This is a genomic window from Rheinheimera texasensis DSM 17496 (genome assembly GCF_000711985.1).
Lineage (GTDB): Bacteria > Pseudomonadota > Gammaproteobacteria > Enterobacterales > Alteromonadaceae > Pararheinheimera > Pararheinheimera texasensis.
On the sequence record NZ_JONU01000008.1, the window covers coordinates 79,214 to 100,611 of the forward strand.

16 protein-coding genes are annotated in these 21,398 nt (G+C 54.3%); 8 read left to right on the forward strand and 8 right to left on the reverse strand.

Annotated elements, in window-relative coordinates; all coding sequences use genetic code 11:
• The first annotated feature begins 53 nt into the window (after positions 1 to 53).
• From Q399_RS0106335 to Q399_RS0106345, 3 genes are read left to right on the forward strand one after another with little or no spacing between them, the layout of a single operon-like run.
• On the forward strand, positions 54 to 1,316 hold the full coding sequence (locus tag Q399_RS0106335; protein ID WP_031566839.1) for an efflux RND transporter periplasmic adaptor subunit: 1,263 nt from the start codon (positions 54 to 56) through the stop codon (positions 1,314 to 1,316).
• Positions 1,309 to 2,091: an ABC transporter ATP-binding protein gene (locus Q399_RS0106340; RefSeq protein ID WP_084164178.1), complete on the forward strand. Its 783-nt coding sequence runs from the start codon at positions 1,309 to 1,311 to the stop codon at positions 2,089 to 2,091. The genes Q399_RS0106335 and Q399_RS0106340 overlap by 8 nt, the downstream gene beginning before the upstream one ends.
• Positions 2,091 to 4,502, forward strand: coding sequence for an ABC transporter permease (locus tag Q399_RS0106345; protein ID WP_031566844.1), 2,412 nt, complete (start codon positions 2,091 to 2,093; stop codon positions 4,500 to 4,502). The genes Q399_RS0106340 and Q399_RS0106345 overlap by 1 nt, the downstream gene beginning before the upstream one ends.
• Here Q399_RS0106345 and ilvY read toward each other — a convergent pair.
• Entirely contained in the window at positions 4,476 to 5,372 is an 897-nt protein-coding gene (gene ilvY, locus Q399_RS0106350; RefSeq protein WP_031566846.1) for an HTH-type transcriptional activator IlvY, read from the reverse strand. The two genes, Q399_RS0106345 and ilvY, sit on opposite strands and share 27 nt — an antisense overlap.
• 205 nt (positions 5,373 to 5,577) lie before the next feature.
• Here ilvY and ilvC point away from each other — a divergent pair, with 205 nt between their 5' ends.
• Positions 5,578 to 7,059, forward strand: a complete 1,482-nt coding sequence (gene ilvC / locus Q399_RS0106355; protein WP_031566849.1) for a ketol-acid reductoisomerase — start codon at positions 5,578 to 5,580, stop codon at positions 7,057 to 7,059.
• Between the two features lie 330 nt (positions 7,060 to 7,389).
• Positions 7,390 to 7,827, forward strand: a complete 438-nt coding sequence (locus Q399_RS0106360) for a methylglyoxal synthase (RefSeq protein ID WP_031566851.1) — start codon at positions 7,390 to 7,392, stop codon at positions 7,825 to 7,827.
• Between the two features lie 3 nt (positions 7,828 to 7,830).
• Here Q399_RS0106360 and cueR read toward each other — a convergent pair whose 3' ends face one another.
• From cueR to Q399_RS0106380, 4 genes are all read right to left on the reverse strand, one after another.
• Positions 7,831 to 8,235, reverse strand: a complete 405-nt coding sequence (cueR, locus tag Q399_RS0106365; RefSeq protein WP_031566853.1) for a Cu(I)-responsive transcriptional regulator — start codon at positions 8,233 to 8,235, stop codon at positions 7,831 to 7,833.
• 13 nt (positions 8,236 to 8,248) lie between these two features.
• The gene (locus Q399_RS0106370) at positions 8,249 to 10,648 is read right to left on the reverse strand and encodes a heavy metal translocating P-type ATPase (RefSeq protein ID WP_031566854.1); all 2,400 of its coding nucleotides are present in this window, start codon (positions 10,646 to 10,648) and stop codon (positions 8,249 to 8,251) included.
• 72 nt (positions 10,649 to 10,720) lie between these two features.
• Positions 10,721 to 11,869, reverse strand: a complete 1,149-nt coding sequence (gene zapE, locus Q399_RS0106375) for a cell division protein ZapE (RefSeq protein WP_245612845.1) — start codon at positions 11,867 to 11,869, stop codon at positions 10,721 to 10,723.
• 24 nt (positions 11,870 to 11,893) lie between these two features.
• Positions 11,894 to 13,933 (reverse strand): S9 family peptidase, encoded by a 2,040-nt coding sequence (locus tag Q399_RS0106380; protein ID WP_031566859.1) that lies wholly within the window; start codon positions 13,931 to 13,933, stop codon positions 11,894 to 11,896.
• Between the two features lie 185 nt (positions 13,934 to 14,118).
• Here Q399_RS0106380 and Q399_RS0106385 point away from each other — a divergent pair, with 185 nt between their 5' ends.
• Genes Q399_RS0106385 through Q399_RS0106395 form a run of 3 tightly spaced genes read left to right on the forward strand, consistent with a single transcriptional unit; the run spans position 14,119 to position 17,842 of the window.
• Positions 14,119 to 15,123: a Fe(3+) ABC transporter substrate-binding protein gene (locus Q399_RS0106385; protein ID WP_031566860.1), complete on the forward strand. Its 1,005-nt coding sequence runs from the start codon at positions 14,119 to 14,121 to the stop codon at positions 15,121 to 15,123.
• A 25-nt stretch (positions 15,124 to 15,148) separates the two neighbouring features.
• Complete coding sequence (locus tag Q399_RS0106390; RefSeq protein WP_031566863.1) at positions 15,149 to 16,771, forward strand: ABC transporter permease; 1,623 nt, start codon at positions 15,149 to 15,151, stop codon at positions 16,769 to 16,771.
• 24 nt (positions 16,772 to 16,795) lie between these two features.
• The gene (locus Q399_RS0106395; RefSeq protein ID WP_031566865.1) at positions 16,796 to 17,842 is read left to right on the forward strand and encodes an ABC transporter ATP-binding protein; all 1,047 of its coding nucleotides are present in this window, start codon (positions 16,796 to 16,798) and stop codon (positions 17,840 to 17,842) included.
• Here the strand turns inward: Q399_RS0106395 and Q399_RS0106400 are convergent.
• The 3 genes from Q399_RS0106400 to Q399_RS0106410 all read right to left on the reverse strand — a co-directional run bounded on the left by Q399_RS0106400 (position 17,791) and on the right by Q399_RS0106410 (position 21,341).
• A complete protein-coding gene (locus Q399_RS0106400) occupies positions 17,791 to 18,675 on the reverse strand; it encodes an amino acid ABC transporter (RefSeq protein ID WP_157836246.1) in 885 nt (294 codons plus the stop codon). The genes Q399_RS0106395 and Q399_RS0106400 overlap by 52 nt on opposite strands.
• A gap of 116 nt (positions 18,676 to 18,791) precedes the next feature.
• Positions 18,792 to 20,012 (reverse strand): E22 family MetX-like putative esterase, encoded by a 1,221-nt coding sequence (locus Q399_RS0106405; RefSeq protein ID WP_245612846.1) that lies wholly within the window; start codon positions 20,010 to 20,012, stop codon positions 18,792 to 18,794.
• A gap of 27 nt (positions 20,013 to 20,039) precedes the next feature.
• Positions 20,040 to 21,341 (reverse strand): GntP family permease, encoded by a 1,302-nt coding sequence (locus tag Q399_RS0106410; protein ID WP_031566872.1) that lies wholly within the window; start codon positions 21,339 to 21,341, stop codon positions 20,040 to 20,042.
• Positions 21,342 to 21,398: the final 57 nt, after the last annotated feature.

The following is a 21,398-nucleotide window of genomic DNA, read 5'->3' on the forward strand; positions in this document are numbered from 1 at the left end:
AACAAACTGAGCATGCTCAGTTTGTGCAGTTTTTCACAGAGGATGTGACATCGATGCAAATCCCCGCAGAACGTCAGCCATATTGGCAAAGTCGTAAATTGTTGCTGCTGGTTGCATGCGTCGCCTTGGCCACCGTCTTGGGTTTGTTGAGCTCAAGCGCGGTGCGGGGTTCCAATGCCCAGAACTCACAGAGTAGCCCGGTGACCCGAGGCAATTTAGACCATCAAATCAGCGCCTTTGGCGTTTTAGTGCCACAAAAAGTGCAAAGCCTGATTGCGATGACCGAAGGCCGGGTGTTGCAGCTGGCGCAAAGACCCGGCGCTATGCTCGAGGCCGGGCAGCCGATTTTGCAGCTGGTGAATCCAAAATTACAGCGTCAGCTGGAAGAGCAAGAGCTGGCATTACAGGCACAGCAGGCCGAATTTTTACTGTTGCAGCAACAGTTGGAGCAAGAGCAGTTGCAACTGCGGCATGATTTACAGCTGGCCAAGGCCGAGCAGCAGCTGTTGCAAACTCAACTGGCCGCCAAGCAAGAGCTGTTTCGCCAGCAAATTGTTTCAGCGCTGGATTTTGCCCAAAGCGAGGCGCTGCTGATGCAGGCCAAACAAAAAGTGCTGCTGGCCGAAGAGAAACTCAAAGGCTTTGCTAAATCCAGCCAAAACCGGCTGGCTGCGGCAGAGCTCAACCGGCAACGGGCAGAAAAACAACGGGATATCGCCAAGCAAGATGTACTGGCGTTGGCCGTCAGCAGCGAGATCAGCGGTCAGCTGATTGCGCTGGATGAAAGTTTAAAACCAGGTAGTCAGGTGGTGGCAGGCCAGGCTCTCGGGCAAGTGGCTGAGCCCGGGCAATTATTAGCGGAGCTGAAAATCGGTGCTGTCGATGCGGCTTTAGTGAAGCCCGGCCAGGCGGTGACGCTGAATATCAAAGGCAAACCCATGCTCGGTGAAGTCAGCTGGGTGTCGCCGAATGTGGTGGACAACTTTTTACGGGTCGATGTGGCGTTGTTAAGTGATTTGCCTGATACCGCCCGCGCCAATATTGAAGTCAAAGCCGATATCAATGTTGGGACCCAGGAGCAAACGCTGCTCAGTGACCGCGCTTCTTATATTCAAAAACCACAACAACGCCAGGCGCTGTTTGTCTGGGAGGCTGCCACTGAACAATATCAGCGCCGCGAAGTGCTGATCGGCAGCCTGACGCCAAAACAAATGCAGCTATTAGATGGTGTGAAAGCCGGTGAACAAATTTTATTGCAGGTGCCGGCGGCACTGTTAAACAACGATGTAATTGCACCGGAGGACCTCAATGGCTGAAGCTCATAACCCGCAATCCAATCAGGCGGAAACCCTAATCGACATCCGGCAGGCTTCTAAAGTCTTTACTCAGGGTAAGCTGCAACTGCCGGTATTACAGGCTTTGGATTTTAGTGTGACACGCGGTGAGTTTGTCGCGATCGAAGGCCGCTCCGGCAGTGGCAAATCGACTTTATTATCCATTATTGGTTTACTCGATAGCTTTTCAGCCGGCGAGTATTTGCTGCTTGGTCAGTCGGTGCCGGGTTTGTCGGCTTATCAGCATAGTGTGTTGCGTAACCGGCATATTGGCTGGATTTTTCAGAATTTTAACCTGATTAGCAGCATGACAGTGGCGGAGAATGTCAGTTTACCACTACGTTATTTAGCCGGCGTCAAAGCAGCCGACTACCGCAGCCGGGCGGCGCAAGTGCTGGCGCACGTGGAGCTTTCAGACAAGCTGGACGCTTATCCGGAGCAGTTATCCGGCGGTCAGCAACAACGGGTAGCGATAGCGCGGGCACTTATTACTAACCCGAGTTTGTTATTGGCAGATGAACCGACCGGTAATCTGGATTCGCAAAGCGCTGAGATTGTGATGAACCTGCTGGCTAAATTGCACCAGGATGGCGCGACAGTGCTGATGGTGACACATGACCCACAGCTGGCAGCCAGGGCGCAGCGCCGTTTGTATCTGGCTGATGGCCAGTTTGTCGCAACAGCAACAGTCACAGCAACACAGCCAACTTGTGTTGCGCCAGTAAACTCGTCACTGGCCGAACAGAGGGCAGGCTGATGCAGATGCTGTTCACGCTGAAGTTTGGCTGGCGTTTATGGCGTGGCCAGCCCCTGCAATGGAGTTTACTGGCGCTTGGCTTAGGTTGTTTCAGTGCCTTACTGTTGCTGTTACTGCAACTAGGGCCGCAGCTGCGCACACCGTTGCCAGGCTGGGCGCAGCCGGCAGACTTGGTGGCAACTGTGCACCGCACCGACCCGCAAGGTCGTTATAGGCTTGTTAGCAATGCGGAGTTGTACCGGTTAAAGCTCCAACCTGAAGTGACGGCGCTGGCTATCGCGCAATTTGCAGGCAGCGAGCTGCGGATTGCTGAGCAGAATATCGACCGCACTAAGCTAATGTACTACAGCGAAAACCTGCCAGCAGTGTTGGGGTTGCAAGCGCCTTTTACCCGCACTGATGCTGGGCAGGCGCAGCCGGTTTATCTAAGTCACTGGCTCTGGCAGTTATTGGGCAAACCAGATGTGCAGGGCCTTGATGTATTGGTCCGTGAAAATGACAAACGTTATGTGATTGCAGCGGTATTACCCCCTGCACTAGACCGCTTTAGTGAGAAACGACCGGGTTTGTGGTTACCCTGGGAGGACCGCTTTTTACCTTTAATGGATATTGATAAAGGCCATGACACCAGCAAAGGTCCTGGCCCAAAAGCCTTGGCGATGACTGAAAACCTACCTGACAGCATCGGATTTATTCAGTATAGAGCGGGGGTGTATTTAACCACTCTGAGAACAAACTATGATGCAACGCCTGTCGAATGGTTAGGTCTGCAAGCTTTTAAAATGATTGAAGATAAGCATCAGGCCGACATTATTCCGGGTATTGAGCTTTTTCCGGAACAACGCGCTGACTTATTGCAGCAATTCTGGTTACTGTGTTGCCTAACGCTGTTATGTGGCGCCGTGGTTGCTATTAACCTGGTATTTTGCCTGATCGGTCAGCTGGTACAGCGCCAACATGAAATGGGGATGCGTCAGGTGTTAGGCGCCCGTAGCCGGCAGTTAAGCCGGCAACTGGCGCTGGAGCAGTTGCCACTTTGGTGCGCCGCTTTGGCCATAGGTGGGATGCTGTATTGGCAGGGGACGACGTTATTATCCGGTTTACGGGTTTATCAGCAATATTTTGGCAGTGCCGGTGTGCCCTTTGCCTGGGGTTATGCCGCCGTTGCCGTGTTGGGGCTGACTGTGTTTTTACTGCTGTGCAGCCAGTTGCCACTGCTGTGGCTGTTGCGGCGCGCCCGGATGTTCCGCAATCGTCAGGGCCAGCGCAACTTGTTACAGCAAAGGCTGGCGTGGGCGCAGCAGGTGCTACAACTCAGTTTTGCCGGTCTGGCACTGGTGCTGGCCTTGTCGCTGCAATTTCAGTTGTTGCAGCAGGAAAAAACTATCAGCCGCTGGTTGCCATTTGAAGAGCTGAAGCTGCGGTTTAATCCCGGAATTCAACCAGATGCGGCGCTGCAGCGTGGTGAATTTGGGGTTTACCGGTCAGAGCAAATAGCGTTTTCCGGCACATTTTCCGAGCCATTGGAACGCAAACTCAGCACTACGGTCTCGGGTCAAACACTGGAGTTGTTTGTTGGCAGTTTCGAAGTTAGCAGCAATTACCTGCAATTCTTAGGCGCCGACGTTTTAGCCGGCACGGCGGCAACAGATACAGACGGCATTGTGATTAATCAGGCATTAGCGGATCGTTTGCTGGAACCTGGCCAGACCTATACCGATTTACCCGGCAGTACACTGAGCTACATGGCCCCCTTCGAAGTACGGGTACAAATTCGCGGAGTGGTGAAAAACCTGCCGCATCACGGTGTGGCAGCGGCACCAATGCCGATGATCTATACCCAACTGAAACCAAACGGCTGGGGGCCGCATAAATATCTGACTCTCACCACAAACCCGAAGCTGGTAGATGACGTGACCACAGCACTGGAAGACTGGGCCGACCGGCAAGGCCAGGATTTAGACATCAGCTACCAAGGCACTTTGGCTACCCAGCTGGAGCAAATGAATGAACCTTATTGGATTTTTGCCCGCATCTCGTTGCTGTTAGCCGGCGTGATTAGCTTGCTTGCCGCGTTAAGTTTGTACTATCAGTTGAAAACTCAGCTGCTGTTAGAGCAAAGTGTGCTGGCAACCAAGCTTGCCGTCGGTGCCACAGTGCCGGGTTTAATCAGCCGCTTATGTGGCCATCAGCTCGGGTTATTACTGTTCAGCCTGCCGGTCTGTGCGCTGTTGGCGGCAGGGCTTTCGCCCTGGCTGAGCGGCAAATTGGGCGCACCGGTGTTTCAGTACAGTGCTGTGTTACCGGCTCTGGCACTGCTGCTGGGTCTGGTGCTGCTGGCAACAGTGTTGCCTGCGCTGCGGCTGTTGCAAAAACCAATCGCTTTATTGCTGCAGGGCCGGGCCACCTGAGGCGACTTGCCAGAAGGCGCGCATCAGCGGTTCGTGCAGGCGTTTGGATTGCATACAGATGCCCAAATCAAAAGGGCTGAACTGATAATCCAGCGCCAGCACGCGCACCCGGTCGCGCACCGGGCTGTGCTGCACCACAGGATCGGGCGCAATGGCTACGCCAGTACCCAGCGCCACCATACTGACCATGGCTTCATGGCCTTCTACTTTGGCAACAATATTCGGCGTGATGCCCTGATGTTTTAACCAGGCATCAAGGCGGCTGCGCGCCGGGCCATGTTCCGGCACGATCAGCGGGATTTTATCCCAGTCGATTACCGTTTCATTGAGTAAACCATTGACTTTACAGGGGATCACCGGCGCTATCAGCTGCAGCGGTAATTTGGCGATACTGGCAAAAGCGATATTCAGCGGTAAATTCGGCGGATAGACCGCAAGCGCAATATCGGCTTCGTCGTTTTTCACTTTCTCCAGCGCCAGCGCGGCGTCACCGGTAGTCAGGCTGATTTCAGCTTTCGGGCACAGCAGGCGGAATTTATCCAGAATGGCTGGTAAATGGCTGTAACTGGCGGTGACAGTACAAAACAGCCGGATCTCGCCTTGCAGCGCGTCTGAGGTTAATGACAAATCAACCTGCAGCTGATGCCAGTCAGCCAGGTACTGCTTCACAAACTGCTGAAAACGCACGCCAGCCGGTGTCAGTCGGACCGACCTTTTGTCGCGGCTAAACAGCTGCACGCCTAAATCATCTTCCAGCCGCTGAATAATGCGCGTCAGCGTCGACGGTGAAACATATAACTGTTCACTGGTTTTACTGAAATTCAGGCTGCTGGCCAGATGCAGATAAAGCTGGGCGCTGCGGATATCCATCAGATTCCTTTGCTACAACCTGTCGATTGCAGATTCTTAATTGCAAAAAGTGAAATACTGTTTTGAGAATATATCACTTCACGCAATGAAACCAGTGGCCTATGCTGGCTTTATCAAAACAGCGCACAGAGCGTTGTTCTGCCAAAGCTCCGCCAGTGCTTGTTGCACTACCGGACCGGCAAATCAGAATTATCAGGATCGACAGATGGCTAATTATTTCAACACACTGAACTTACGCCAGCAGTTAAAGCAGCTGGGCAAATGCCGTTTTATGCAAAAAGAAGAGTTTGCTGACGGTTGTAACTTTATCAAAGGTTGGAAAGTAGTCATCGTTGGCTGTGGCGCTCAGGGTTTAAACCAGGGCCTGAACATGCGCGATTCTGGCGTGAACATTTCTTATGCACTGCGCGCTGACGCTATTGCCCAGAAACGTAAATCTTTCCTGCAGGCCAGCGAAAATGGCTTCACCGTAGGGACTTACGAAGAATTAATTCCAACGGCCGATCTGGTCCTGAACCTGACGCCGGACAAACAGCATACTTCAGTGGTTAAAGCGGTAATGCCGTTGATGAAACAAGGCGCGACGCTGGCTTATTCGCACGGTTTTAATATCGTCGAAGAAGGCACGCAAATCCGCAAAGACATCACCGTCATCATGGTGGCGCCGAAGTGCCCGGGTACTGAAGTGCGTGAAGAATACAAACGTGGTTTTGGTGTACCGACGCTGATTGCGGTGCATCCGGAAAACGACCCGAACGGCAACGGCCTGGCCATCGCCAAAGCTTATGCCTCTGCGACCGGCGGCGACCGTGCCGGCGTGCTGGAATCCAGCTTCGTCGCTGAAGTGAAATCAGATTTGATGGGTGAGCAGACCATTCTGTGCGGCATGTTACAGACCGGTGCGATCCTGGCCTATGACAAGCTGGTTGCTGATGGTTATGAAGCCGGTTTTGCGGCCAAGTTAATTCAGTTTGGCTGGGAAACCATCACCGAAGCGCTGAAGCACGGTGGCATCACCAATATGATGGACCGCCTGTCGAACCCGGCGAAAATCAAAGCCTTTGATTTGGCTGAACAATTAAAAGGTATTCTGCAGCCACTGTTTGCCAAGCACATGGATGACATCATCTCCGGTAAGTTCTCTGAGACCATGATGGCGGACTGGGCGAACGACGACAAACAACTGCTCGGCTGGCGCGAAGAAACCCGTCAAAGCGGTTTTGAAAACGCACCGGTATCGAGTGAGCAGATTGCAGAACAGGATTATTTCGACCGCGCGATTTTGTTAGTGGCGATGGTGAAAGCGGGTGTTGAGCTGGCGTTTGATACCATGGTTGAAGCCGGTATTGTCGAAGAATCAGCGTATTACGAGTCGCTGCATGAAACGCCACTGATTGCGAACACTATTGCCCGTAAACGTCTGTATGAGATGAACGTGGTGATCAGCGACACGGCAGAATACGGTAACTATCTGTTTGCTAACGCCGCAGTCCCAATGCTGCGCGACCTGGTGAACAACATCAGCCCGGAATTATTGGGCAAAGGTTTAGCCTCAGCCAGCAACGGTGTTGATAACGTGCGGTTGATTGAAGTAAACGAAGCCATCCGTAATCATCCGGTGGAAATCGTTGGCAAGAAATTACGGGGTTATATGACCGCGATGAAGCGGATTGTGATTAGTGCTTAATTGGCGAGCGCTTCAATAGCGCTGCCAGCCCCACACTGAGTTTTTTACGTGGACCTTGGTTGTTTGCCCGGCTTTGCCGGGCTTTTTTTATGTGCAGGAAGTACGGTACAGCGAAGCAGGGATTTCGAAACGCCAACAGTTTGGCGTTTCGCCTGATGAGCACCATTCGCTCTGCGAATGGAAAATGCAGGTACGTGGTACCCAGTACGTGGTACCCAGTACGTGGTACCCAGAGCTTTTCGGCGATGCGCACCATCCATGGCGCTTACCCTACCCACAGCTTTTCGTGATGGTGTATCTTCAATCACAAATGGCTCGCAAAGGAATCTTATGAAATCTATCGCCCTGATTGCCCACGACGGTAAAAAAGCTGAATTGTTAGATTGGGTTGCAACCCATGCGGCTTTTTTCCAGAACAAAACCTTGTACGCCACCGGTACCACCGGGCGTCTCATCAGCGACAAATTACAGCTGCCGGTGCATTGTTTTGCCAGCGGGCCACTTGGCGGCGACCAGCAAATCGGAGCTTTGATTGCAGAGCAAAAAATCGACTGGCTGGTATTTTTCTGGGACCCACTCAGTTCCCAGCCGCATGACCCGGACGTCAAAGCGCTCATTCGCCTTGCCGTGGTGTGGAATATCCCGGTGGCCTGTAACAAAGCCACCGCCGATTTTATTGTGCATTCGAGTTTATTTCAGACCGATTATCAGCGCGCGGTGCCGGATTTCAGTGCCCATCAGCGTCGGTTTGAGCCGGGGAAATCTTAGGCTTTACGTTGGTTTTGCCAACTGATTCAGGATATTGCAGTGTGGGCTGCCGTCGCCTTTGCAGCTGTCTGCCAGCGCAGTCAGCACTTGCTGCATATGTTGCAGTTCCGCAATTTTGGCGGCGATTTCAGCAAGATGCTGTTGGGCCAGTTGTTTTACGGCCCGGCTTTCGCGCTCGGGGTTTTGCCACAGCTCCAGCAGGGCATGAATATCTGCTAGCGAAAAACCAAGATGACGCGCCTGGCGGATAAAGCGTAACTGATTGATTTGTTCACTGTTATACAAACGATAACCCGCGTCAGTCCGCGCAGATTTTCGCAGCAACCCAGACTGTTCATAGTGGCGGATCATTTTGGCGCTCAAGCCGCTCGCTTTCGCCGCATCGCCGATAGTTAATAAAGTGGCCATGGTTTTTTCCTTTTTAGAAAGACATGCGTTGCAAACGCAGGGCGTTAGTGACGACCAACACACTGCTACAGGCCATAGCGGCACCGGCTATCACCGGGTTTAACATACCCATGGCGGCGAGCGGGATGCCGACAATATTAAAGGCAAAAGCCCAAAACAGATTTTGCTGAATATTGCGGTAAGTGGCACTGGCAAGCTGCAAGGCGGAGGCGACCAGCGCCGGGTTGCCGCGCATCAGCGTCATCGCCGCAGCGCTGACAGCGACTTCTGTGCCAGTGGCCATCGCAATGCCCAAATCGGCCTGCGCCAAAGCCGGCGCATCATTGATACCATCACCGACCATCGCCACCTGAAAGCCTTGCGCCTGAATATCCGCAATCGCCTGTGCTTTACCTTGTGGTAACACTTCGGCTTGTACATGATCGAGCCCCAACTGCTCAGCGATATAGCTGGCGCTTTGTTGAGAATCACCGGTCAGCATCGCGACTTGAATGCCGCGTTGCTGCAGTTTTTGCACTGCGGCTTTGGCTTCAGGTTTGGCCTGGTCGGCAAAGCAGAACAGTCCCAGCAGTTTGGCCTGACCAGCGCAGGTTTCGGCCAGCCAGGACACGGACGCACCCGGGATCTGGATTTGTTCGGTTGGCAGGGTTAATCCCAGTTCGCGCATCCAGTGACCAGACCCCAGCACCACAGTGCGCTCGCCGAACTGCGCCTGCACGCCTTTACCGGCCACCACAGTGAATTGGCTGACTTCGCCAAGTGGTACTTGCTGGATTTGGGCATACTGGACCACCGCTTTGGCCAGCGGATGTTCGCTATGCTGTGACAGCGCATAAGCCATCTGCAGCACTGTTTGCTGGCTTTCTGCGAAGGCGGTCAATTGCAGCAATTCAGGTTTACCTGCGGTCAGGGTACCGGTTTTATCAAAGACGACATAATCGATTTTGGTCGCCTGCTCCAGTGCAACAGCGTCTTTGACCAGAATGCCGTGCCGGGCGGCTGTGCCGGTACCGGCCATAATAGCGGCTGGCGTGGCAAGGCCTAGCGCACAAGGACAGGCAATCACCAACACCGCCACCGCGTGTAAGATGCCTTGGGTCCAGTCGTTTAACACCAGCCCCCAAACCAGCAATGTGAGCAGGGCAATCAGCAGCACGACCGGCACAAAAATATTGCTGATCTTATCGACCAGTGCCTGGACCGGTGCTTTGGCGCCTTGGGCCTGCTCGACTAACCGGATGATTTTTGCCAGCATGGATTCGCTACCCACGGCCATGGCTTCGAACTCCAGCAGGCCATCCAGATTAATGGCACCGCCGGTCAGGTGATCGCCAACAGTTTTGTGAAGCGGGATACTTTCACCACTGATCAGCGCTTCATCGACATGGCTGCTGCCATTAACCACGATGCCATCGGCCGGGATGCGCTCGCCGGGCAGAACTTTCACTTTGTCGTATTGTTTTAACGCCGCGGCGGCAACGCGATACCAGCTGCCATCACGCCAGACGGTGGCCGTTGTTGGCTTTAAGTTTTCCAACGCTTGTAAAGCATCCGTGGTGCGTTTTTTCGCGCGTTTTTCTAAGAATTTACCCAGCAATACCAGCGTCAATACCGCTGCACTGCTTTCAAAATACAAGTGTGGGGCGCCATGATGACCGTCAAAGCTGTGCCACAGATAAAGCGACAACCCATAAGCCGCGCTGGTGCCAATGGACACCAATAAATCCATATTGCCGCTTTTTGCTTTTAAGGCGTGCCAGCCGGCTTGGTAAAAGCGCGCACCAAAATAAAACTGCACCGGCGTCGCCAGCAACCACTGCCAGAAGGCCGGCAGCATCCAGTCGACGCCGAATAACAGACCAAACATCGGCAGCACCAGCGGGATGGTCAGCAGCGCAGCGCCGAGCACTGGCCAGCTGTCCTGTTGGTAAAAGGCGAGTTGATTTGGCGCTGTGCCGCCTGCTTCAGGCCCGTGCCCGGCCCCAATTTCCGTTTCAGCGACAGTTGGCGCCAGCACCAGTTCATAACCAGCGTTTGCCACCGCTTGCGCCAGACTGTCATCAGAAACGGCGTTGGTTAAGCGCAGGCTGACCTGCTCGGTGGCCAGATTGACGCTTGCGGCCAACACACCAGACACTTTCAGCAAACTTTTTTCGACCCGACCAGCGCAGGAGGCACAACTCATGCCTTTAACCGCGAATTGCCGTGCAGAACTTTCCAGCTGATAACCTGCTGCTAAGACAGCAGCCTCCAGCGCCTGAGTGGGGACGTCACCTGTCACTGCCGCCATCTCAGTCGCCAGATTGACACTGGCCTGCGTGACGCCGTCGACCGCACTTAAGGCTTTCTCCACCCGGCCAGCGCATGAGGCGCAGTTCATTCCCTTGATTTTTAACGTCGTGGTGATGGTCATATGATTTGCTCCGGCCCAACCATGGCTTTGATGGCAGCAGGCTAAACCTTGCCATAGTGGGAAGGTCAATAGTTACAGTGAGTGCGCCCCGACAATTTTTGCCAGATCCCAGCGCTGCATTTCATAAAGACGCGAAACAGTGCGCTCAAAGGCAAAACTCAGCTGACTGGCCTGATACCAAAGCTCGGGCGTGCTGTCGGCGGTGCAGAGCAGCAACACCCCACGCTCATAACATTCATCGACCAGCGCAATCAGCCGGCGTGCTTCGTTATCGAGTTTGCTGACAAACACATCGCTGTGCTCGCGCTGATAATTCTCTTCCACGCCATGCAAAATAGCGGTGGCGCTTTCGGGCAAAAACTGCGGAATATTGGCCAGTGCAATAGCGCGATATTGTCTGCCCTGCTCGGGCTGGCACAGTGCCATGTAGTCAAGCTGACTGCGTGGCCCGCTGCAAAGCGCCATGAAGTCAAAACCGATGACGTGTTGATTGCGCCATAAAGCCGGTATCGGCCTGTTGTGCACCAGCACCTGCTCGCAGGGCTCTACCGGGCCAAAATATTGCTGCGCCTGTTGTGCCAGCCAGTCGGCGGGTTTGGCGATGCCGAGATACCGCCAGTCGGTGGCCTGGCAGCGGCGATAATCGATGCCGGCATCCAGGCTTAGTACCTGGCAATGTTGCTGCAGCACATCGATAAAAGGCAGGAAACGCGCGCGTTGCAGGCCGTTTTTATACAAATCTTCTGGCGCACAGTTGGACGTGGCGACCAGCACCACGCCTTGTGCAAACAGCTCGCGCCATAAGGTGGCCAGCAACATCGCATCGCCAATGTCGCTGACAAAAAATTCGTCAAAACACAGCAGCTGATATTGAGCCGACCAGCTGCGCGCCACCTGCACTAACGGGTCCGGCTCCCCTTGCCGCTGGCGTAATTCCTGATGCACTGCCGCCATAAAATGATGGAAATGCAGCCGCAATTTACCTGGTGTAGCGGTCGTGTCAAAGAACCAGTCCATCAGCATAGTTTTGCCACGGCCAACCGGGCCGTACAGGTAAATACCCGTACCAGCCTCGCCTAAAGCCAGCTGCTGTTGCAGCTGTGCCAGTGCACTCACCAGTTGCTGCTGTGCCGCATCCGGCTGCAACTGGCCATTGGACATGGCAGCCTGGTAGCGTTGTTGCAGGCTATCCGGCTGCGCGATTTGGGTTAAAGCTGTCACTTATTCCGCTTTATATTCAGCTATTTATTCGCTGGGGCCTTTACCAATATAACGCTCCAGCCACTGACCAAATTCGTGATACCAGTAAATTGAGTTTTGTGGTTTTAAGATCCAGTGATTTTCGTCCGGAAAATACACCAGCCGCGCATCGACGCCTTTGCCTTTGAGCACGCCGTACAGGGCTAACCCCTGCGTCACCGGCACGCGATAATCCTGTTCACCATGAGTGATCAGCATCGGGGTATTGAAGTTTTCCGCGAACATGGCCGGGCTGGCTTTCAGCACGTTGTCTTTGTCTTTCCACGGTGAACCGGCATAAGCATAAGTGCGCATTAAAGTACTGTCGGAAGCAAACTGTGCCATCAGGTCATAAACGCCGGCGTGATTGACTAAGGCTTTGTATTTAGTGCTGTGGCCGGCTATCCAGCTGACCAGATAACCGCCATAACTGCCACCGGCTGCGGCGACGCGGCTTTCGTCGATATAACCGCGGGAAGTCATGTAATCGATGGCCGCTTCGCTGTCAAAAAACGGTTTAGTCGCATGGTCGCCATGAATGGACGCAGTGAAAGCCTCACCAAAGCCGGTCGAACCATGGAAGTTCGGCATAATCACCACATAGCCCATTGCAGCAAACACTTGCGGGTGCCAGCGCGTGCCAAAAGCGTCGTTAAATGCACCGTGCGGTCCGCCGTGTAACAGGCTCAGCAGTGGCCAGCGTTTATTCGCGTCAAAGTTGGGCGGGAAAATCACAAACATCTGGATCGGTTTGTTATCCGAGCCCGGATACGTCATTTCTTCAACTTTGCCCCACTGAGTATTTTGCTGCAGCGCCGTGTTGATTTGGCTGATTTGTTTTAAAGTGCGGCTTTTATTGTCGAGCAGGAAAATCTCCGGCAACTGGCTGATGCCATGCTGCACCAATGCAAACTGCGCCGGTCCTGCGACCTGCACCTGTTCATTAGTGGCCTGGCGCAGCACTTGTTTCACCGGGCCACCGGCGGCCGGCACGGAAAACAACGACACCCGCGCTTTGTCTTCGGCGAGGAAATACAGCATCTGGCCGTCTTTGCTGAAGAACCACTGCTGTGGCGACAAATCGATATTGCCGGCCAGCACTGTGGCGGTTTTAGCACTGAGGTCAAACCGCGTCAGTTTGACATTGTCATTGCCAAAATCGGTGCGTTTTTGTGCGCCGTACAGCAGGCTGCGTCCGTCCGGGCTGAACACCGGTTTGCTGTCATCGGCCGGATTGGCTTCGGTCAGATTGACTGCTTTGCCACTGCCGTCGGTCGGCACTAAATACACGTCATAATTTAAGCTGTTATACGGCGGTTTACTGCTGACTGCACTCAAGGCCAGCTGTTTGCCGTCTGGGGATAAATCAAATTCGACGCCACCGTCCAGGCTGGTCCATTGTGCCCAGCCCGGTGTCAGCGCCTGCACGTCACCAGTTGCGATGTCATAGGCAAAAAACTGCGTAACTTTGTCGTCGGTGAGGAAATGGTCCCAGTAGCGGTAAATGCGGTTTTCGCTGACTTTGGCCGAATGTAGTGGTTTTTTCTCATCTTTCAGCAGCTTAAAGTCACCGGCAAAGCCCGCCGGCACTTGCGCACTGAACAGGATTTTTTTGCCATCCGGGAAAAACTGCGGATTGCTGACACTGACCGGCAAATCTGTCAGCTGGCGGGCTTCACCACCGCCTAAGGTCAGCAGTTGCAACTGGTTTTGCTCGCCATCGCGTTTGGAAACAAATACCAGCTGGCGGCCGTCCGGGCTCCAGGCTGGCTGATTGTCAGCGGCCGGATGGAAGGTCAGCTGGGTTTGCCGGCCGGAACCCAGTTCCAGCAGGTGCAAATCGGTATTACTTTTATTCTTGGCCAGGTCATAGCGGTTCAGGCTAAAGACCGCGCGCTGACCGTCCGGCGACACCTGCATACCAGCTGGTTTTTGCACCTGATATAAGTCAGTTGCGGTCAGTGGGGCGGCAGTACTGGCGTGTAACTGAGCGGTAAAACCAAGCAAAACCGCGGCAACAAAACTGATCTGTTGAGGTCGGTACATAGATATAATTCCGGGCTGAATAATTGCCGCTAGCATAGGTGAAGCAGCACGGCCTTAGCAACAGCGTAGGCACGGCGCCGGCGACGGCTGAGATTGAATGCCGGGAAAAACCGACAGATGAGATCTGTAGCTGGTTTTTTCCCGTTATACTGCCTTGATTTCAATTGATTGGATGGTGGATGTTGATGAAATTCAGATTGTTAAGTCTTGTGCTATTCACGTCAGGTTTCGCCTGCGCCCAAGCGGCCGAAGTCAATGTTTATTCTGCACGCCAGCAGGAATTGATTAAACCTTTGCTGGATAAATTCAGTCAGCAAAGCGGGATCAAAGTGAATTTGATCACCGGCAAACCAGACGAACTGTTAAGCCGGATGCAAAGTGAAGGCCGCAATAGTCCGGCAGATTTGTTAATCAGTACCGATGTTGGCCGGCTGTACCGGGCGCAACAATTAGGTTTGCTACAGCCGCTGCAATCCAAAACCCTGGAGCAGGCGATCCCGGCCACGTTACGCGACCCGGCAGGTCATTGGTTTGGTTTAACCACCAGAGCGCGGCCCATTATTTATGTCACCGGCAAAGTAAACCCGAAAGATCTCAGCACTTATGAAGATTTAGCCTCGCCAAAATGGCGCGGAAAGATTTGTATCCGTTCATCCGACAATATCTATAACCAATCCATGCTGGCCGGCATGATTGCGGTGCTGGGTGAGGAAAAAACACAGGCCTGGGCCAATGGTCTGGTGAAAAATTTTGCCCAGCCGCCCAAAGGTGGCGATCGGGATCAGATTAAGGCCGCTGCGGCCGGTGTCTGTGATATCGCCATTGCCAATACTTATTATCTGGCGGCGATGTTTGATGATGCCAAAGATGCTGCTGCAGCAAAAGCTGTGTCCGTGTTCTGGCCGAATCAGCAGGACCGTGGCGTACATATCAATATCTCAGGCGCAGCTGTTGCCAAATATGCGCCCAATGCCAAACAAGCGGCCCAATTGCTGGAATACATGACCGGGGCTGACGCTCAGGCCTGGTACGCGCAAACCAACCATGAGTATCCGGTGGTGCAGGGTGTAGCGCGCAGCAGCGTGTTGCAGGGTTTTGGTGAATTCAAAGCCGATGCGTTGCCGCTGGTTAAATTAGGTGAACTCAACCAGCAGGCGATCCAGATCATGGATAAAGCCGGGTGGAAATAACACTGAGCTGCGCCTGAAGCCGCCGATGAAAGCATCTCCGTTCTGGCGCCATCCGCAGTGGTGGCTGTTGCCGGCATGCCTGCTGCTGCCGCTGTTGGTGGTTTATGCCAGCTGGGGGCAGTTTGACGCCAAACTGTGGTCGCATCTGACCACCACTGTGCTGCCGGATTATCTGCTGAACTCGCTGCTGCTGGCGGCCGGTGCCGGGGGGCTGGCCGCGTTGCTTGGCGCGTCACTGGCCTGGCTGCTGCATTTTTACCAGTTTCCCGGTCGCAGGTTGTTTCAACTGCTGCTGATCCTGCCGCTGGCGCTGCCGGCTTATATCATCGCTTACAGTTACACCGCTTTACTGGATTTTAGTGGCCCCTTGCAGCAGGGGCTGCGACAGCTCACCGGCCTTGGCTACGGTGATTACTGGTTTCCGCAGGTCCGCTCCGTTGGCGGCGCCATCTGTTTATTTGCGCTGGTGTTATATCCCTATGTGTATTTATTGACCCGTGCTTCACTGGCCGGTCAGAGCCCGCGCTGGCAGGAAGCCTGTCAAACTCTGGGCGTCAGCCGGCGGCGCTATCTGGGGTCAGTGTTATTGCCATTGACCCGACCGGCGGTGTTCGGCGGCATGGCGCTGGTGATGATGGAAGTGTTCGCCGACTATGGCACAGTGCAATATTTTGGTATTCCGACGCTGACCACCGGCATTTTCCGCACCTGGTTTGGCATGAATGACCGCACCGGTGCGGCGCAGCTGTCGTCGTTGCTCTGTACTCTGGCCTTAGCACTGATGTTGTTGGAACTGTACAGCCGGCGTCAGCTGCGGTTTTATCATACCGGACAGGCCGGCAAGACGTTGCAGCCTCAGCAGCTGAAAGGTGTCCGCGCCTGGCTGGCGACCTTCTCGGTGAGCCTGGTGCTGTGGCTGGCGTTTTTCTGGCCGGCACTGGCCTTACTGGTCTGGAGCCTGGAAACACCGGCGGCCTGGCTTTCGCTGGATTATCTGCAGTTGCTTGGTAACAGCCTCAGTCTGGCAGCGCTTAGCACAGTGCTGCTGCTGGTGGTTGCTCTGGTGCTGGTGTATGGCCTGCGGCAAGGCCTGCCGGCCTGGCAGCAGCTCCTGATCCGGCTCAGTGGCCTTGGTTATGCCGTACCAGGCACCGTCATTGCGATTGGCGTGATGTGGCCATTAAGTGTATTCGACAACTGGCTTGACCTTTTTATGGAACAGCAATTTGGCATTCGTACCGGGTTGTTATTGTCTGGCACTGTGCTGGCGTTGCTGCTGGCTTATCTGGTGCGATTTCTGGCGGTGGCCATGCAGGCGCTGGAGTCTGGCATCAGTCAAATCAAACCCAGTATGGATCAGGCCGCGGCCAGTCTCGGCTGTTCACGCACGCAGCTGCTGTGGCGTTTGCATTTGCCATTACTGAAAACCTCGTTATGGACCGCCGCTTTGCTGGTATTTGTTGATGTTTTGAAAGAATTGCCGGCCACGCTGTTATTGCGGCCGTTTAATTTTGACACGCTGGCCGTGCGTACCTTTGAACTGGCCTCTGATGAACAGCTGGCGGCCGCAGCGGTGCCGGCGCTGACCATAGTGCTGGCTGGTCTGTTGCCGGTGATTTTGCTGAACAAAGCGGCACTGAAAAGCTGATCCCGCCGCGTGGAGAACCTGTAAATGTTAACAATCAAACAGCTGGAACTGCATTACGGCGATACACGGGTCGTACAGGATTTCAGTCTGGCACTGGCCACAGGCCAGATTGGCTGTCTGCTGGGGCCTTCCGGTTCCGGCAAAAGCTCGGTATTGCGGGCCATTGCTGGTTTTGAGCCCCTGACGCAAGGCGAAATCTGGCTGGGGGATTCGATCGTCAGCTCGGTAACTGTGCAGCTACCGCCGGAGCGGCGCAAAGTCGGGATGGTGTTTCAGGATTATGCGTTGTTCCCGCATTTAACCGTGGCTGGCAATGTCGGTTTTGGCCTGCATCAGCTGCCTGTGGCTCAACGCCGCCAACGGGTCATGCAGATGCTGGAGCTGGTCGGTTTGACTGAACTTGCTGATCGCGCCGTGCACCAGCTGTCTGGCGGACAACAACAGCGGGTGGCATTAGCCCGTGCGCTGGCACCGGCGCCGGCACTACTGTTGCTGGATGAGCCTTTTTCCGGGCTGGATGCCGATTTACGTGACGCGCTGGCCCGCGATATCCGCCAGATCCTGCAGCACGAAGGCATCACGGCGTTGCTGGTTACCCATGATCAGCATGAAGCTTTTGCCATGGCGGACCAGCTCGGGGTTATTGTGCAGGGCCAGCTGCAGCAGTGGGGCAGTGCCTATGAACTCTATCATCAGCCGGTCAACCGTTTTGTCGCCGAATTTATCGGCGAAGGACATTTGCTGTCAGTCTGCCGGGAACCTGCCGGTGATGTACGGACCGCATTAGGGGCGCTCCCCGTGGAGGCCCCCTCAGATGCATGTTGGTTGTTGGTGCGTCCGGAAGACATTACGCACGATGATGAGAGTTTGCTGAAAGCGCAGGTGATCAGTACCGCGTTTCGCGGCAGTTGTTATCACTACGAATTAAAACTGCACAATGGCGAACTGCTGAGTTGCCAGCTGCAAAGCCATCATTGTCATGCGGTGGGAGAATGGATTGGCATCAGAGCAGAGCTGGCTCATTGGGTGTTTTTTTCTGACGCAGGTTCGAGAAAATGCAGTTTCAGATAGTTCCGGTATACCGCCACTGCTTTATTCACTCGTAACTGGTTCCAGAGTGCCTCAGTCAGCTGCGGGTGGCGCGCAGAAAACTGCTTGCTGAACACCAGATAGCCGGTATTGCTGTGCAGTGGGGGTTGCAATACCTGTAAGCCAAGATCACTAATGACAGATGAAACCACAGCTTGCCCGGCAATTCTGCACAATGTTGTCACGGCATGGATGCGGCCCGCTTGCAGTAAATCAAGATCCATGGTGCCGGATAAGGTGTAATGCATGCTGACTTGCTGGGGGCCCGGCACTATCAGCGGCGCATAGCCGAGCGGCCTGGCCACCACCAAACTATCAATACCCTGTACCCGTTCGCCATCCCAGGTCCATTTACTGTCTGCTTTTTTGACCAGACAAGTGTGATGCTCACTAAAGGCACGATGTGGATCTGGTTTGCCATCCAGCATCGGGTAGTTGCCAAGTTGTTCCCGCTCTGGCCTGTAACTGGCCACTAAAGCATCAGTGTCCCCCGCCTGCAGTTTGGAAAGGCAGCGTTTCCAAGGCAGCCTCTCCAGTTGCAGACTCACCCCGGGGATGGCAGCTGTGAGTTGAGACAAATGCTCGATAGTGGCGCCAGGAAAGTCTTTCGGAACCAGTGCTCCGGCTCCCCGATAATAAGGCTCCAACGGTTTGTCTTCGTAACAAAAACGCAGGGCTACAGGTTTATCCAGCGCATTTGCAGATTGTGCCGCGTGCAGATTGCCTGCAGTCAGCATGGTCAACACAAAAGTCAGCACAAAAGAGTTTCGCAGCACAGCACGCCATCCAAGACCACCGGAATTACAGTATCGCACAGATTCCGTACAGAAGAAAAACCGGGCAAAGAGGCATAACTTTGCCACGGCGGGCCCAAATAACGCGCCTCAAACCGGGGCGCCGGGGCAGGCAGGACAGGGAAACAAAGGTGTTATTACAGAGGTTGTTGTAAAAAAGCTTTCAGTTGAGGTGCAACAGCCTGAATATTCAATAAACCATCTAAGTGGCCCATCTGGCCGGGGATCTGCGACAGCTGGTTGGCTGTGCTGCGGGAGTCCGCTGTGCCAAGCGCCTGCTGGCTTTGCTGCGCCATCAAAGGTGTCAGCAATAAGTCGCCCGCCGCCGGCAACCACAACACTGGCGCTTTGATATTTTTGATGGCTTGTTGCCAGTTATCGCCCATGCCGGCGCGCCATAATTGCGATGCGCGCACCAGATACAGCAAATGATTGGCGTCTTGCAGCGCAGCGCGCTGAGTCGCAACGGTAAGCAATTGGTCGAGCGCGGTGAAACTGGCACGGATATCCTGATGCGCGGCTGCATCTGCACGTAAATCCGGGTATTTCTGGTTAAAACCGGCCGGATTTAACGCATCCAAAGTCACCCAGGCCAGTGCCATCGCCAGACCGGCGCTTGGTTGTTGCGGTTTGTCGTAATAATCGCCTTGTTGCCAGTGCGGGTCGGTTTTAATCGGATAGGCCCAACGTTCTAATTTGATGGCGCTGTAGGCATCGATATAAGCAGTACCAATCACCGGCACCAGCCGCTGTACTCGCTCCGGATAACGCTGCGCCCACTCAATCGCCTGGAAAGAGCCCATCGAAGCGCCGACCACGGCGTGTAGCTTGTGGATGCCTAGGCTGTCCAATAAGGCTTTTTGCACTTCAACAAAATCGGTGATGGTGACGACCGGAAAGCTCAGCCCATAGCGCTTGCCGGTGCTTGGGTTGATGCTGGCGGGACCTGTGGTGATAACATGCGGGTCTTTGGCATTGGAGTTGACCAGCGTATCGACGCTAATGACATAAAACTGATTGGTATCAATAGCTTTGCCAGGGCCAATAATGGCGTCCCAATAACCGGGGGCGGCGTCTGTGGCTTGATATCGGCCGGCCGCATGCGAAGTGCCGGAAAAATAATGCGTGATTAAAATCACATTTGATTTATCGGCATTGAGCTGGCCATAAGCTTCCCAGCCAACCTGCACCTGCTTTAACTGTGCGCCGTTTTGGGTAGTGAAGTTTGCCAGTTCAAAGCGCTGTTTTTGCACCAGCGGCAGTTCGGCTGCCTGGCTGGCAAAAGCACACATTAAACTCAGTGCCAAGCTCAGTACCAAGCTCATTTTAGGAGCGCCGGATTTGATTAGATTTCGCATGCGAAATTGTCCCGTTTAAAAGCGTTGTTAAAACCACTGAAACAATAAAATCGCCAGGCCAGTCCCGAGCGCCGGCACTACCACTGTCACTGCCGCGACCGGCCAATAAGCCTGCTGGTGACTTTCGCCACAAATCGCCCGGATGGTGGTGACCACATAACCGTTGTGTGGCAGAGAATCCAAAGCGCCGGATGAAATAGCCACCACGCGGTGTAACTCTTCAGCGTCGACGCCGCGGTCCAGATACACCGGAGCCAGTTCCGGCAGCGCAATCGCCTGACCGCCGGAAGCCGAGCCGGTGAGACCGGCAATAGCACTGACCGCCACGGCTGCACCCAAGAGTTCAGGCCCGGGTAAATGTGTCATGGTCTGGACAATATCGGAAAAAGCCGGCGTCAGTTTGGCAACAGCACCAAAACCGACCACAGCGGCGGTGTTACCAATTGCCAGCAAAGACCCCAGCACCCCTTCGTTGATGGCTTTGTCCAGACTTTGAATAAAACGCCGGTTCAGTAAGTACAGCGCCAGCACACCACCGCTCAGCGCAACAATCAGCGCGGCCTGCTGCAGACTATGGTGCAACCAGTTGGATAACCCCAGCACCACCAGTAGCGGGATCAGGCCCATAATGGGATGCGGCAGCGCGCGGTCGGTCAGCTGCGGGTCGCTGTCGCGGCCAATAAAAACTTCGCCTTTAGCCACGGCACTTCGGATCATTTTGCTTAACCAGGCATAGCCAAAAGCCGCCATAAAAATCGCCACGACGATACTGACTTCCCAGCCGGCATAAGGTGAAGTGTGCAGGTATTGAATCGGGATCCAGTTCTGAATTTCCGGTGAACCGGCTGAGGTCATGGTGAAAGTCACAGAGCCTAAGCCCAGCGCGGCCGGAATAAAACGCCGTGGTAAGTTAGCGTCTTTAAACAAACTTACCGCCATCGGGTAGGCGGAAAACGCCACCACAAACACCGACACCCCGCCGTAGGTCAGCACCGCACAAGCCAGCACCACAGCGGCGACGGCATGCGCCCGGCCGAGTTTTTTCACAATCCACAGGGCTACGGCATCGGCTGCGCCGCTGTGTTCCATCAGTTTGCCAAACAGCGAACCTAACAAAAACATCAGGAACCAGGCGGCGACAAAACCGGAGAAACCGTTCATGTAAGCATGAATAAAATCGGCATTACCGGTGCTTTGCCAAAACGGAATGTCGTTAGTGACAGCAACAAACAAAGCGCACAAAGGCGCCAGAATAAATAAGTTCAGCCCGCGCATCGTCAGCCAGATCAGCAGGCAGAGCCCAAGCAACAAGCCGGTTAAACTCAGCATAAAAAAGTCCTTGCATCGGTTTTTTTTGAGTCTGAGCCATCAGGCCGCGCATCTCTA

Bases quoted from the DNA above. Each gene is read 5' to 3' on its own strand.
- Q399_RS0106335 (WP_031566839.1), top strand. From the start codon at position 54: ATGCAAATCCCCGCAGAACGTCAGCCATATTGGCAAAGTCGTAAATTG.
- Q399_RS0106340 (WP_084164178.1), top strand. From the start codon at position 1,309: ATGGCTGAAGCTCATAACCCGCAATCCAATCAGGCGGAAACCCTAATC.
- Q399_RS0106345 (WP_031566844.1), top strand. From the start codon at position 2,091: ATGCAGATGCTGTTCACGCTGAAGTTTGGCTGGCGTTTATGGCGTGGC.
- ilvY (WP_031566846.1), bottom strand. From the start codon at position 5,372: ATGGATATCCGCAGCGCCCAGCTTTATCTGCATCTGGCCAGCAGCCTG.
- ilvC (WP_031566849.1), top strand. From the start codon at position 5,578: ATGGCTAATTATTTCAACACACTGAACTTACGCCAGCAGTTAAAGCAG.
- Q399_RS0106360 (WP_031566851.1), top strand. From the start codon at position 7,390: ATGAAATCTATCGCCCTGATTGCCCACGACGGTAAAAAAGCTGAATTG.
- cueR (WP_031566853.1), bottom strand. From the start codon at position 8,235: ATGGCCACTTTATTAACTATCGGCGATGCGGCGAAAGCGAGCGGCTTG.
- Q399_RS0106370 (WP_031566854.1), bottom strand. From the start codon at position 10,648: ATGACCATCACCACGACGTTAAAAATCAAGGGAATGAACTGCGCCTCA.
- Q399_RS0106380 (WP_031566859.1), bottom strand. From the start codon at position 13,933: ATGTACCGACCTCAACAGATCAGTTTTGTTGCCGCGGTTTTGCTTGGT.
- Q399_RS0106385 (WP_031566860.1), top strand. From the start codon at position 14,119: ATGAAATTCAGATTGTTAAGTCTTGTGCTATTCACGTCAGGTTTCGCC.
- Q399_RS0106390 (WP_031566863.1), top strand. From the start codon at position 15,149: ATGAAAGCATCTCCGTTCTGGCGCCATCCGCAGTGGTGGCTGTTGCCG.
- Q399_RS0106395 (WP_031566865.1), top strand. From the start codon at position 16,796: ATGTTAACAATCAAACAGCTGGAACTGCATTACGGCGATACACGGGTC.
- Q399_RS0106405 (WP_245612846.1), bottom strand. From the start codon at position 20,012: ATGCGAAATCTAATCAAATCCGGCGCTCCTAAAATGAGCTTGGTACTG.
- Q399_RS0106410 (WP_031566872.1), bottom strand. From the start codon at position 21,341: ATGCTGAGTTTAACCGGCTTGTTGCTTGGGCTCTGCCTGCTGATCTGG.